Origin of the sequence: Achromobacter sp. HZ01 (assembly GCF_003267925.1) — a bacterium.
Lineage (GTDB): Bacteria > Pseudomonadota > Gammaproteobacteria > Burkholderiales > Burkholderiaceae_B > Achromobacter > Achromobacter pulmonis_A.
In genome coordinates this window covers 570,515-582,631 of sequence record NZ_LWKV01000003.1, presented here as the reverse complement: position 1 = coordinate 582,631, position 12,117 = coordinate 570,515, and the positions used below count along the sequence as shown (strand labels likewise).

Genomic DNA, 12,117 nt, shown 5'->3' with positions numbered 1-12,117 from the left:
CATGGCGCCCCCAGCCACCCTGCGGGGCCGAGCGGCGCTGGCGCTGGGCATACGCGAGGACGAACTGGGCCCGGCGGCCTGCGGCTTCGCCTTTTTCTTCTTCCTGTTCTGCGGCTATTTCATGCTGCGCCCGATCCGCGAAACCATGGGCATACAGGCCGGCGTGGACCAGCTGCAATGGCTGTTCACCGCCACCTTCGTGGCCATGCTGGCGGTGGCGCCGCTGTTCGGCTGGCTGTCGGCGCGGGTGCCGCGCGCCACATTGGTGAGCTGGGTCTACGCCGTGTTCGCCCTGGCCATGGCGGGCTTCGGCGCGGTGCTGCACCTGCTGCCCGGCAGCGCCTGGGCCGCGCGCGTGTTCTACGTGTGGCTGTCGGTGTTCAACCTGTTCGTGGTCTCCATCGCCTGGAGCCTGATGGCCGACGTGTTCCGCATGGAATCGGCCAAGCGCCTGTTCGCCCTGATCGCCGCCGGCGCCAGCGCGGGCGGGCTGTGCGGCCCGCTGCTGGGCGGGCTGCTGGCCGGCGCGCTGGGCCCGGCCGGCCTGTTGCTGCTGTCGGCGCTGCTGCTGGCGGCGACGCTGCCGCTCAAGGTCCGTCTGCTGCGCTGGCGCGCCGCCGACCGCCAGGAGACGGCCAATGACGACATGCGGCGTCCCATCGAAGGCTCGATCCTGGCCGGCCTGTCGGGCGTGTTCCGCTCGCGCTACCTGATGGGAATCTCGCTGCTGGTGATCCTGCTGGCCACGCTCAACACCTTTCTCTACATGGAGCAGGCGCGGCTGGTGGCCGACGCCTTTCCCGACACGGCGCAGCGCATCCGGGTCTTCAGCGTGCTGGATTTCACGGTCCAGGCGCTTTCGCTGCTGTCGCAGGTGTTCGTCACCGGGCGCGTGGCCGCGCGGCTGGGGCTGCGCTTCCTGCTGGCCGCGGTGCCGCTGGCGATGGCGGCCGGGTTCCTGGTCCTGGCGGCGTATCCGGTCTTCGGCGTGCTGGCGGCGGTCATGATCGCGCGCCGCGTGGGCGAATACGCGCTCATCCGGCCCGGGCGCGAAATGCTGTTCACCACGGTCCCGCCCGAGGACAAGTACAAGACCAAGAACGTGATCGACACGGTGGTCTACCGCGCCGGCGACGCGGCCAGCGGCTGGGTCAAGGCGGGCGTGGACATGCTGGGCCACGGCGCGGCCCTGGTCGCGCTGCTGGGCGCCGCCTTCGCGCTGGGCGCGGCGGCCGTAGGTTACGCGCTGGGGCGGCGCGCCGACGGCGATTAGGTTTTACTGAACATGCATATCATTGGCCCAAACGGATTCCGGGGGCCGCCGCCGCACAATGGCAGCGCTTTCAATGCCTCGGGAACCGCCATGAACCGCAACGCCATCGCCTGTCTTGCCGCCCTGTCGCTTTGCCTGGCCGCGCCTGCCGCGCTGGCCGACTACCCGGAACGCGCGATCACGCTGATCGTGCCGGCCGCCGCCGGCGGCAACGCCGACATCACCGCCCGCCTCATCGGGCAGGAAATGAGCCGCCAGCTGGGCCAGCCGGTGGTGGTGGAGAACCGCGTCGGCGCGGGCGGGCGCATCGGCACCCAGGCCGTGGTGCGCGCCGCGCCCGACGGCTACACCATCGGCTACGCCCACGTGGGCACGCTGGTCCTGCACCGCTACCTGTTCAAGCAGCAGCTGTACGACCTGGACCGCGACATCGCGCCCATCGGCCTGGTGGCCGAAACGCCCAACGTCATCGTGGTGAACGCGGCCTCGCCCTATCGCGACCTGAAGGGTTTCATCGAAGCCAGCCGCGCCCAGCCGCAGCGCCTGACCATGACCTCGGCCGACCCCGGCACCACCAGCGAGGTCGGCGTCAAGCTGTTCATCGCCCAGACCGGCGCCGAGGTGCGCCAGATTCCGTACAAGGCCACGGCCGCGCAGCTGTCCGACCTGCTGGGCGGCCACGTGGATTCGATGATGGAAAACCTGCCGCCGCTGATCGGCAACCTGAAGGACGGCCGCCTGCGCGCGCTGGCCGTCACCACGCGCGGACGCGCCGCCTCCAACCCCGACGTGCCCACCGTGGCCGAGCAGGGCTACCCCGACTACGAGCAGTCGGCCTGGAGCGCGCTGGTCGCGCCAGCCGGCACGCCGCCCGCCGTCATTGCCCGGCTCAACGAGGCCATGAACCAGGCGCTGCGCTCGGACAATGTCAGCAAGGAATTGCGCAGCCGCTCCCAGGAACCGCTGGGCGGCACGCCGCAGGACGTACAGACCCAGATTCGCAAGGAGCTGCCCAAATGGGAAGGCATCATCAAGGCCGCCGGCACCACGCTGGATTGAGCCAGGCAGGAGCGCGCGCATGGCCACGGTAAGCCGCGAGGATTTTTCCTGCGCCGCCGCCACCAACGAATCGGCCTACCGCCGGGTCACGGTGCCGGTGCTCAGGATCGACGCCGGCCCCGGGCCGGCCGTCGCGCTGATGGCCGGCGTGCACGGCGACGAATGGGAAGGCCAGGCGGCCATCCTGGACCTGTGGCACAGCCTGCCCGGCATGCTCCAGCGCGGCACGGTCTACCTGCTGCCGGCGGCCAACGTCGAGGCCTCGCTGGCCGGCACCCGGCTCTCGCCTTCCGACGGCGGCAACCTGAACCGTGCTTTCCTGGGCGCGCCGGCGCGCGGCTACACCGAAAGCGTGGCCGCCGCGCTGGAGGCCCGGCTGCTGCCGCGCATCCAGGCGCTGGTGGACGTGCACAGCGGCGGCGCCTCGCTGCGCTACCTGCCTTCGTCGGTGATCACCCGGTACGGCGAGGACGCCTACGATCCGCGCCTGGCGGGCCTGGCGCGCGCCTTCGGGCTGCCGCAATGCGTGTTCTTCCGCGGCGTCGAAGCCGGGTCCATGCCGGCCGCCGCCAGCCGCCACGGCGTGCTGCGCCTGAGCGCGGAGATCGGCGGCGGCCGCGAAACCAGCGCCGCCCTGGTCGAACGCTGCCGCGACGGGCTGCTGGGCTGCCTGACCGAGCTGGGCCTGCTGCCCGGCCGCCCGCTGCCGCGCAACCCCGAGGTCCGGCTCTACGACCTGGACGCGCCGGCCGCCACGCTGCGCGCGCGCGAAGCGGGCGTGTTCGTCCCCGGCGTGGAGCTGGGACAGGCGGTCACGGCGCGCCAGCGCATCGGCCAGCTGATAGAACCCGCCCGCCCCGAGCTTGCGCCGCGCGCGCTGGTCAGCCCGCAAAGCGGCACCGTGGTGTGCCTGCGCGCCATCGCCCGCAGCGGCGAGGGCGACTGCCTGTTCCAGATCGCGCCCGCCCTTCCCCTGGATACGCTTCCTTCGAGGTACTGAAGAACCATGCAGATGAACCCCAGATTGTCCGGCCTGCGTTGCATCCGCTGCGAACGCCTGTGGCCCGTCGCCGACTATCCCGAAGGCTGCCCCGGCTGCCTGGAGGCCGGCCACCCCGCCTCGCTGGAATGCCGCTACGAGCCCGGCGGGGATGCGGCCATGCCGCTGCCGGTGCTGGACCCGGTGACGCTGGGCGAAGGCGCCACGCCCTGCCTGGCCGCGCCGGCGCTGGCGCAGGCCGAGGGCGTCGGCCGGATGTGGCTCAAGTGCGAAAGCGCCAATCCCACCGGCAGCCACAAGGACCGCATGGCGGCCCAGCTGGTCTCGCGCGCGCGCCTGGCCGGCGCCACCCGCGTGGCGGCGGCCTCCAGCGGCAACGCCGGCGTATCGCTGGCCGCCTATTGCGCCGCGGCGCGCCTGGAGGCCGACATCGCCATCACGCGCGACTGCCCGCCGCTGCAGCGCGACGCCATGCAGCGCTTCGGCGCGCGCCTGCGCGCCTTCGACGACAGCCTGAGCCGCTGGCCCTATGTCGCGGACCTGTGCCGCGACCACGGCGCGTTCGCCGGCACCAACTATCTGAATCCGCCGGTGGGCACCCATGCCTATGGCGTGGAAGGCTACAAGCCCATCGCGCTGGAGATCTTCGAAGCCTGCGGCGTGCCCACCGATATCGTGGTGCCCACCGCGCGCGGCGACCTGCTGTGGGGCATTTACCTGGGCTGGCAGCATCTGCGGGAAAGCGGCCGCATCGACCGCCTGCCCCGCATGCACGCGGTCGAGCCCTATGCCCGGCTGTCGCGGGCGCGCGCCACGGGCGATGCGCGCGGCAACTGGGAGGGCGTGACGGACCAGTACTCGATCGCCGGCAGCACCAGCACGCTGCAGTCGCTGGAAGCGCTGGCGCGCTCGGGCGGCTCGCCCGTGGAAGTGTCCGACGCCGCCGCGGCGCAGGCGCAGCAGCGCCTGGAGCGCGCCGGGCTGGCCACCGAACTGTCGTCGGCCGCGGCGCTGGCGGCGGTGTCGCGGCTGCGGCGGTCGGGACTGCTGGACGCGGAATCGTCGGTCGTGCTGGTGTTGACTTCGGATGGGCGGCGGGGGTGATGGGTTTCGCGCGTTTGATGTTCGTGTTCTTGCTCAGGGGTTCTTCGCGCTGCACCCATCCTACGTCTGGAATGTAGGATGGGTGCAGCGCGAGACCCATCACCCCGCCCGAAACCTAAACCCCATACCGCTCCACCAGCGGCGCCAAGGCCGCGCGCAAACAGGTGGCCCAGAACTTCCCCGCCTCGGACAAGGGGCGGCTGCCGTGCAGGATCATGTGGCATTCGAAATGCACGGACGCGGCCAGCGGCCGATGGCCCAGGCCGGCCGCTTCCATGCCGAGCGCGGTCGCCGGATTGGCGATGCCCACGCCGTGGCCGGCCAGCGCCAGCTGGCACACGGTGCTGGAATACGGCGTTTCGATCGCCACCTTCAGATGCTGCCCGGCCTGCGCCAGCAAGGCGTCCAGGCGCTTGCGCGAACCGTCCTCGGCGTTGAGCGCGATCACGTCGGCGCCGGCCAGGTGCGAGAACTCCACGCACTCCAGGCGCGCCAGCGGATGGTTGCGCGGAAAGACCGCCACGGCCCGCAGGCTGGCGAGCCGGTGGCCGCGCAGGCCTTCCAGTTCGGACTCGTCGGCCACGGCGGCCAGGTCCAGCTCGCCCGACACCACCATGTCGCGCAAGGTGTTGGAATCCCGGATCTGCAGGTACAGCGCGGTGTCGGGATAGCGGGCGCGAAAGCGCGCGATGGTGTCGCTGATGATGGCGCCGCTGTAAGCGTGGATGCAGCCCACGCGCAGCCGCGGCTGCGCGGCGCCGCGGATCGCGCGGATCTTGCGGCCCAGGCTCTCCAGGCCGACGTTCAGGCGCCGGATTTCCTCGTACAGCAGCGTCGCCTCGGGGGTGCGCTGCATGCGCTGGCGCACGCGCTCGAACAGGCGCAGCTCGATGCTGGCTTCCAGCGCGGCCAGGGTCGCGCTGACGGTGGCCGGCGACACGTCCAGCCGCCGGGCGGCGGCGGTCACGCTTTCCGTCTCGTAGACGGTGCGGAAGGTCTCGACCTGTTTGAGCGTGAAGGTCATGGCGCTCAGATGCGCTGCAGGTCCAGCAGCACGCGGCGCGTGGACAAAGGCCGGCCGGCGAGGATTTCGGCCAGGCGCTCGCGCAGGTCGCGGCGCAGGGCCGGCTCGATCGCCGGATCGTCGAAATCGGGCGGCGCCTCGTCCACGCCATAGCCGGTCTCGCGCAGCAGCGTCCATTCGAAGCGGCGCAGCGCGCCGGCCGCGCGCGTGCCGCCCGAAAGCTGCTGCAGGGCGAAATCGTAGGCGTCGAACAGCAGGGGGTGGGCGTCTTCGCGCGGCAGCAGCCGCAGCAGCAGCTCGTTCATGTACCAGGCCGACATCAGCGCGGTGCCGGTCAGCGGCCGGATGCCGGCGATCTCGGCGCGCGTGAGCGTCTTGACCTCGCCGTTGCCGGTCCAGGACAGCAGCAGCGGCTGGAACGCGGACAGCACGGGCCGCAGCACGGAATACGGGCGCTTGGCGCCCTTGGCGACCATGGCCACACAGCCGTGGTCGCGCGAGAAAGTCTGAACGATGAGGGACGTCTCACGCCACGCGGTGGCGTGCAGCATATAGCCGGGTCGGTCCTGGACGCGAGGCGCCCTTCTACTCATAGCCCAGGTCGCGCAGCGCACCCTCGCGGTCGGACCAGCCCTTGCGCACCTTGATGTAGACCTCCAGGTGCACCGGCTTGTCCAGCAGCTTGGCGATGTCCTGCCGCGCCTCCGTAGCGATGCGCTTCATGTGCATGCCGCCCGCGCCCAGCAGGATGGGCTTGTGGCTGTCGCGCTCGACCACCGCACAGGCGGCGATGCGCGCGCCCTTGTCGTTCTCTTCCCATTGCTCGATCACGACCGTACAGCCGTAGGGCAGTTCGTCGCCCACCAGGCGGAAGATCTTCTCGCGGACCAGCTCGGCGGCGATGAAGCGCATGGGCCGGTCGGTCAGCGTGTCCTCTTCGAACATCGGCTCGCCTTCGGGCAGGCGCGCGGCGATTTCCTGCAGCAGCTGGTCGAGCTGCTGGTTCCTGGTGGCGCTGACCGGCACGACCGCGCCGAACGGATGCAGCGCCATGATCTTGGAGACGAAGGCGAACAGATCGTCGCGGTTCTTGAGCGCGTCGATCTTGGAGATGGCCAGGATGGTGCGCTCCGGCGCGGGCAAGAGCGGCAGCAGCTTGGCGTCGCCCTCGGACCACTTGCCCGCCTCGACCACGTGCACCACCACGTCCACATCGGCCAGCGCCTGCGTGACCACGCGGTTCATCATGCGGTTCATGGCGCCGCCGTGGCGCGTCTGGAAGCCCGGCGTGTCGACGAACACGAACTGTTCATGCTCGCGCGTCAGCACCCCGTGGATGCGGTGGCGCGTGGTCTGCGCCTTGCGCGAGACGATCGAAATCTTCGAGCCGATCAGGGCGTTGGTCAGCGTGGATTTGCCGACGTTGGGACGGCCGACGATGGCAACGAAGCCGGTACGGAAAGGGGTATCGCTCATTTAGTCTCTTGAGCCACTGCCACCGGCAGCGACAATTGCGCGGTCTTGCGCGCCTTGCCCGACTTGCGGGCAGCCTTGGAAGCCGGGCTGACGGCCAACGCGGCCTCCAGCGCCACTTTGGCCGCCGACTGCTCGGCCGCGCGGCGGCTGGCGCCCGCGGCCATGACCTTGATCTCCAGCGCCGGGATGGCGCATTCGACCTCGAACTGCTGGCTGTGGGCCGCGCCGTGCGTGGCCACCACCGTGTACTGCGGCAGCGCCAGCTTGCGGCCCTGCAGGAATTCCTGCAGCAGCGTCTTGGCGTCCTTGCCCAGGGTCTTGGGATCGACCGAGGCCAGCACCGGCTGGTACTGGCGCACGATCACGCGGCGCGCGGCGTCGAAGCCGGCGTCCAGGAACACGGCGCCGAACAGCGCCTCGACCGTGTCGGCCAGGATCGAGGGACGGCGGAAACCGCCGCTCTTGAGTTCGCCCTCGCCCAGGCGCAGGTATTGCGACAGCTCCAGCCGCTGGGCGATGTCGGCCAGCGAGGCCTGCTTGACCAGGTTGGCCCGCAGGCGCGAGAGGTCGCCCTCGTCGATCTTGGAATAGCGCTCGAACAGCATCGCGGCGACGACGAAGTTCAGCACGGAATCCCCGAGGAATTCCAGGCGCTCGTTATGGCGCGAACCGTGACTGCGATGCGTCAGCGCCTGTTCGAGCAATGCCGGATCACCGAAGTGGTGCTCCAGGCGGTTTTCTAGCGTGGCTAGCGACATAATCAGTTGAACCGGCCGATGCGGCTGAGGTCGCTGAAATTCATCCAGATGAAGAACGCGCGTCCGACGATATTGGATTCGGGTACGAAGCCCCAGTACCGGCTGTCCGCGCTGTTGTCCCGATTATCGCCCATAGCGAAAAATTGGCCTTCGGGTACTTTGCAGCGTACCCCATTGCGGCTGTATTGGCAGTTCTGACGGTTGGGAAATTGCCACATCGGCCCGTATTCCTGCGGTTTGCCTTCATCCAGCAGGATCTGGTGCTCAACTTCGCCCAACTTCTCTTTATATTGCGCAATATACGAGACACGGTCGGGTTCGAAATAATCCCCGTCGCGCACGTGCGGCACCAGTTCGCCGTTGATATACAGTTTTTTGTCCAGGTAGGCGATCTCGTCGCCCGGCAGGCCGACCACGCGCTTGATGTAATCGACGTCCGGGTCCACGGGATAGCGGAACACGAACACGTCGCCGCGCTTGGGCTCGCCCACCTCGATCACCTTCTTGTCGATGACCGGCAGGCGCAGGCCATAGCTGAACTTGTTCACCAGGATCAGGTCGCCCGATTGCAGCGTGGGCAGCATGGAGCCCGACGGGATGCGAAACGGCTCGACCACGAACGAGCGCAGCAGGAACACGAACAGAATCACGGGGAAGAAGCTGACCGCGTACTCCACCCACCACGGCACGCGGCGCGCCGCGTCGCCGGCCTCGCGGCGCAGGCGCTCGGCTTCCTGGGCGTCTCCGACCAGGGCCGCGTCGTATTGCGCCATCGCCGCCTGGGCCCGGCGTTCCCGGCCCCGCCGCAGCACCGCCAGATCGAGCACCCAGATAATGCCGGTCACCACCAGCAATACAAACAGGATCAGGGCAAAGTTCCAACTCATCAGCTAACCGCCTTCTTTTGGTTCTATTTGTCTTCCACCTGCAGGATGGCGAGGAAGGCCTCCTGCGGGATTTCCACGCTACCCACCTGCTTCATGCGCTTCTTGCCGGCCTTCTGCTTTTCCAGCAGTTTCTTCTTGCGCGAAATGTCGCCGCCGTAGCACTTGGCCAGCACGTTCTTGCGCAGGGCCTTCACGTTTTCGCGCGCGATGATTTCGGCGCCGATGGCGGCCTGGATCACGATGTCGAACATCTGGCGCGGGATCAGCCCGCGCATCCGGGTCACCACGTCGCGGCCGCGGTGGCGCGCGTTGCTGCGGTGGACGATCATGGCCAGCGCGTCGACGCGGTCGTTGTTGATCAGCAGGTCCACGCGCACCACGTCGGCCGAGCGGTATTCCTGGAACTCGTAGTCCATCGAGGCGTAGCCGCGCGAGACCGACTTCAGCTTGTCGAAGAAGTCCAGCACGATCTCGGCCAGCGGGATCTCGTAGACCAGGTGCACCTGGCGGCCGTGGTAGCTCATGTTGATCTGCACGCCGCGCTTGTTATTGCACAGCGTCATGACCGGACCGACGTAGTCCTGCGGCATGAACAGCGTGACCTTGACGATGGGCTCGCGGATGTCGGCGATCTTGCCGATCTCCGGCATGCGCGACGGGCTTTCGACCGTGATGATGGAGCCGTCGCGCTGCTCGACCTCGTACACCACGGACGGCGCCGTGGTGATGATGTCCATGTCGAACTCGCGCTCCAGGCGCTCCTGCACGATTTCCATGTGCAGGAGGCCCAGGAAGCCGCAGCGGAAACCGAAGCCCAGCGCCTGCGAGACTTCCGGCTCGAACATGAGCGCCGCGTCGTTGAGCTTGAGCTTTTCCAGCGAGTCGCGCAGCTGGTCGTACTCGGAGCTTTCCACCGGGTACAGGCCGGCGAACACCTGCGGCTTGACTTCCTTGAAGCCCGGCAGCGGCGCGGCGGCCGGCTTGCCGGCCAGCGTGATGGTGTCGCCCACCTTGGCGTCGGCAAGCTGCTTGATGCCGGCGATGACGAAACCCACTTCGCCGGCCGACAGGTGCGGGCGCTGCTGCGACTTGGGCGTGAACACGCCGGTCTGCTCGCACAGGTGGGTGGCGCCGGAGGCCATCAGCAGGATCTTGTCCTTGGGCTTGAGCACGCCGTTGATGATGCGCACCAGCATCACCACGCCCACATAGTTGTCGAACCACGAGTCGATGATGAGCGCCTGCAGCGGCGCGTCGGGATCGCCCTGGGGCGCCGGCACGCGGGCGACGATGGCCTCGAGGATTTCGTCGATGCCCATGCCGGTCTTGGCGCTGGCCAGCACGGCCTGCGAGGCGTCGATGCCGATCACGTCCTCGACTTCCTGGCGCGCGCCTTCGGGATCGGCCTGGGGCAGGTCCATCTTGTTGAGCACCGGCACGACTTCCACGCCCAGCTCGATGGCGGTGTAGCAGTTGGCCACGGTCTGGGCCTCGACGCCCTGCGAGGCGTCGACCACCAGCAGCGCGCCTTCGCAGGCCGACAGCGAGCGGCTGACTTCGTAGGAGAAGTCCACGTGCCCCGGGGTATCGATCAGGTTCAGGTTGTAGACCTTGCCGTCCTGCGCCTTGTAGTGCAGGGCGGCCGTCTGCGCCTTGATGGTGATGCCGCGCTCGCGCTCGATTTCCATCGAGTCGAGCACCTGCGCCGACATTTCGCGGTCCGCCAATCCGCCGCAGCGCTGGATCAGGCGATCGGCCAGGGTCGATTTGCCATGATCGATGTGGGCAATGATGGAGAAGTTGCGGATATGCTGCATGCTTGAAGTTATAAGGGGACGGAACACTCGGCACAAGGCCGGAAGACACCGCCGCCGGAGTACGCACGGCTGACGAGAGGGGTGCCTGTGGGCATAGCCCGGGCAAAACGAGGGGGCGCCATGCGCCCCCTCTTGCGGCAACCAGCCATTTTAGCCGGTCTTGAACCATTTTTTTGCCGCCAGGCCCGCGACGGCAAAAAACGCCCCTTTTCAGGGGCGTCGCCGTAAAGCATCACTTGCTGGCGGGAACCGCCACCCATTGGGTCTGGTCGCCGCGGCGCACCAGCAGGCCGGCCGCCCTGCCCTTGTCGAGCTTGGCGACCAGTTCGCCGAACTGCTTGGCGCTGGTGACGTCGGTGTCGTTCAGGGCCAGCACGATGTCGCCTTCCTGCAGGCCGGCCTTGGCGGCCGCGCCCTCGGCGATCTTGACCTGGACGCCGCCCTTGATACGCAGCTTCTTCTGCACGTCGGCCGGCACGTCGGCCACGCCCAGGCCCAGCGCGTTGGTGGCCTCGGGCACGGGCGCCGCGCCCTGCTTGCCGGCGGCCGGGCTCTTCTCGGTCGGGATCTCGCCCACCTTGACGGTCAGCGTCACGGTCTTGCCCTTGCGCCACACCTGCATGTCGGCGCGGGTGCCCGGCTTGGTTTCGCCGACGATGCGCGGCAGGTCGGACCAGCGCTTGATGGGTTCGTTGTTGAACTTCAGGATCACGTCGCCCGGCTGCACGCCGGCCTGCTCGGCCGGGCCTTCGGGCTCGACGCTGCTGACCAGCGCGCCTTCGGCCTTGGGCAGGCCGATGGCCTCGGCCACGTCCTTGCCGACTTCGCCGATCTGCACGCCGACGCGTCCGCGCGTGACCTTGCCGGTGGTGCGCAGCTGGTCGACGACGCGCATGGCCTCGTCGATGGGGATGGCCAGCGAAATGCCCATGAAGCCGCCGCTGCGCGAAATGATCTGGGAATTGATGCCCACCACCTCGCCTTCCAGGTTGATCAGCGGGCCGCCCGAGTTGCCGGGGTTGACCGCCACGTCCGTCTGGATGAAGGGCAGGTATTCGCCGGTGTCGCGGCCGATGGCGCTGACGATGCCCGAGGTCACGGTGGAATCCAGGCCGAACGGCGAGCCGATGGCCAGCACCCACTGGCCCTTCTTGAGCTTCTTGGGATCGCCGATGACCAGCGGCGTCATGTCCTTGGCCTCGATCTTGATCAGGGCCACGTCGGTGCGCTCGTCGGTGCCGATGACCTTGGCCTTGAATTCGCGGCCGTCGGTCAGGGTGACGTAGATGTCGGTGGCGTCCACGACCACGTGGTTGTTGGTCAGGATGTAGCCGTCTTCGGAAATGAAGAAGCCCGAGCCCACGCCGCGCGGCACGGTGCGCTCTTCGGGCTGGGGCTGGGGACGCTGGCGCGGCGACGGCGGCGCGCCCGGCGGCTGGAATTCGGGGCCGAAGAACCAGCGGAACAGCTCGTAGGGGTCGTTGCCGCCGCCCGGTCCCATGCCGCGCACCGGCACGGTGGCCGTGGTGCGGATGTTCACGACCGCGGGGTCGGCCTTTTCGACGATGCTGGTGAAATCAGGCAAAGCGACCGTCGGCGCCTGGGCCAGCGCCGCCGGCGCCTGGCCGACGGACATCACCACGCCCAGCGCGGCGGCCGCCAGAAAGCGTCGGAAATACCCGTTCGACACTGTCATTGCATTCATAGACTTCTCCGAAA

At 68.6% G+C, this 12,117-nt stretch carries 11 protein-coding genes; 4 read left to right on the top strand and 7 right to left on the bottom strand.

Annotated features, from left to right (window positions below; genetic code table 11):
• The first annotated feature begins 1 nt into the window (after nucleotide 1).
• From A6B37_RS18765 to A6B37_RS18750, 4 genes are all read left to right on the top strand, one after another.
• Nucleotides 2-1,273 (top strand): MFS transporter, encoded by a 1,272-nt coding sequence (locus A6B37_RS18765; RefSeq protein WP_111826601.1) that lies wholly within the window; start codon nucleotides 2-4, stop codon nucleotides 1,271-1,273.
• Between the two features lie 90 nt (nucleotides 1,274-1,363).
• On the top strand, nucleotides 1,364-2,332 hold the full coding sequence (locus A6B37_RS18760; RefSeq protein WP_102774432.1) for a tripartite tricarboxylate transporter substrate binding protein: 969 nt from the start codon (nucleotides 1,364-1,366) through the stop codon (nucleotides 2,330-2,332).
• 19 nt (nucleotides 2,333-2,351) lie between these two features.
• Nucleotides 2,352-3,332 carry a succinylglutamate desuccinylase/aspartoacylase family protein gene (locus A6B37_RS18755; RefSeq protein ID WP_111826600.1) on the top strand — a complete coding sequence of 327 codons (981 nt, stop codon included), beginning with the start codon at nucleotides 2,352-2,354 and terminating at the stop codon, nucleotides 3,330-3,332.
• Between the two features lie 6 nt (nucleotides 3,333-3,338).
• Nucleotides 3,339-4,436 (top strand): pyridoxal-phosphate dependent enzyme, encoded by a 1,098-nt coding sequence (locus A6B37_RS18750; protein WP_111826599.1) that lies wholly within the window; start codon nucleotides 3,339-3,341, stop codon nucleotides 4,434-4,436.
• 115 nt (nucleotides 4,437-4,551) lie between these two features.
• On the opposite strand, the gene A6B37_RS18745 is transcribed toward A6B37_RS18750, so the two are convergent.
• The 7 genes from A6B37_RS18745 to A6B37_RS18715 all read right to left on the bottom strand — a co-directional run bounded on the left by A6B37_RS18745 (nucleotide 4,552) and on the right by A6B37_RS18715 (nucleotide 12,103).
• Nucleotides 4,552-5,460 (bottom strand): LysR substrate-binding domain-containing protein, encoded by a 909-nt coding sequence (locus A6B37_RS18745; protein ID WP_111826598.1) that lies wholly within the window; start codon nucleotides 5,458-5,460, stop codon nucleotides 4,552-4,554.
• A gap of 5 nt (nucleotides 5,461-5,465) precedes the next feature.
• Entirely contained in the window at nucleotides 5,466-6,053 is a 588-nt protein-coding gene (gene recO, locus A6B37_RS18740; RefSeq protein WP_102774428.1) for a DNA repair protein RecO, read from the bottom strand.
• A complete protein-coding gene (gene era / locus A6B37_RS18735; protein ID WP_111826597.1) occupies nucleotides 6,046-6,936 on the bottom strand; it encodes a GTPase Era in 891 nt (296 codons plus the stop codon). The genes recO and era overlap by 8 nt, the downstream gene beginning before the upstream one ends.
• Entirely contained in the window at nucleotides 6,933-7,694 is a 762-nt protein-coding gene (rnc, locus tag A6B37_RS18730) for a ribonuclease III (protein ID WP_111826596.1), read from the bottom strand. The genes era and rnc overlap by 4 nt, the downstream gene beginning before the upstream one ends.
• Before the next feature lie 2 nt (nucleotides 7,695-7,696).
• Entirely contained in the window at nucleotides 7,697-8,581 is an 885-nt protein-coding gene (gene lepB / locus A6B37_RS18725; protein WP_102774425.1) for a signal peptidase I, read from the bottom strand.
• A 23-nt stretch (nucleotides 8,582-8,604) separates the two neighbouring features.
• Nucleotides 8,605-10,398 (bottom strand): translation elongation factor 4, encoded by a 1,794-nt coding sequence (gene lepA / locus A6B37_RS18720; RefSeq protein WP_102774424.1) that lies wholly within the window; start codon nucleotides 10,396-10,398, stop codon nucleotides 8,605-8,607.
• 232 nt (nucleotides 10,399-10,630) lie between these two features.
• On the bottom strand, nucleotides 10,631-12,103 hold the full coding sequence (locus tag A6B37_RS18715; RefSeq protein WP_111826595.1) for a DegQ family serine endoprotease: 1,473 nt from the start codon (nucleotides 12,101-12,103) through the stop codon (nucleotides 10,631-10,633).
• Nucleotides 12,104-12,117: the final 14 nt, after the last annotated feature.

What these genes read in the sequence shown, in the direction of transcription:
- A6B37_RS18755 (WP_111826600.1), top strand. Translation starts at nt 2,352, where the DNA reads ATGGCCACGGTAAGCCGCGAGGATTTTTCCTGCGCCGCCGCCACCAAC.
- A6B37_RS18715 (WP_111826595.1), bottom strand. Translation starts at nt 12,103, where the DNA reads ATGAATGCAATGACAGTGTCGAACGGGTATTTCCGACGCTTTCTGGCG.
- recO (WP_102774428.1), bottom strand. Translation starts at nt 6,053, where the DNA reads ATGAGTAGAAGGGCGCCTCGCGTCCAGGACCGACCCGGCTATATGCTG.
- rnc (WP_111826596.1), bottom strand. Translation starts at nt 7,694, where the DNA reads ATGTCGCTAGCCACGCTAGAAAACCGCCTGGAGCACCACTTCGGTGAT.
- lepA (WP_102774424.1), bottom strand. Translation starts at nt 10,398, where the DNA reads ATGCAGCATATCCGCAACTTCTCCATCATTGCCCACATCGATCATGGC.
- era (WP_111826597.1), bottom strand. Translation starts at nt 6,936, where the DNA reads ATGAGCGATACCCCTTTCCGTACCGGCTTCGTTGCCATCGTCGGCCGT.
- A6B37_RS18760 (WP_102774432.1), top strand. Translation starts at nt 1,364, where the DNA reads ATGAACCGCAACGCCATCGCCTGTCTTGCCGCCCTGTCGCTTTGCCTG.
- A6B37_RS18745 (WP_111826598.1), bottom strand. Translation starts at nt 5,460, where the DNA reads ATGACCTTCACGCTCAAACAGGTCGAGACCTTCCGCACCGTCTACGAG.
- lepB (WP_102774425.1), bottom strand. Translation starts at nt 8,581, where the DNA reads ATGAGTTGGAACTTTGCCCTGATCCTGTTTGTATTGCTGGTGGTGACC.
- A6B37_RS18750 (WP_111826599.1), top strand. Translation starts at nt 3,339, where the DNA reads ATGCAGATGAACCCCAGATTGTCCGGCCTGCGTTGCATCCGCTGCGAA.
- A6B37_RS18765 (WP_111826601.1), top strand. Translation starts at nt 2, where the DNA reads ATGGCGCCCCCAGCCACCCTGCGGGGCCGAGCGGCGCTGGCGCTGGGC.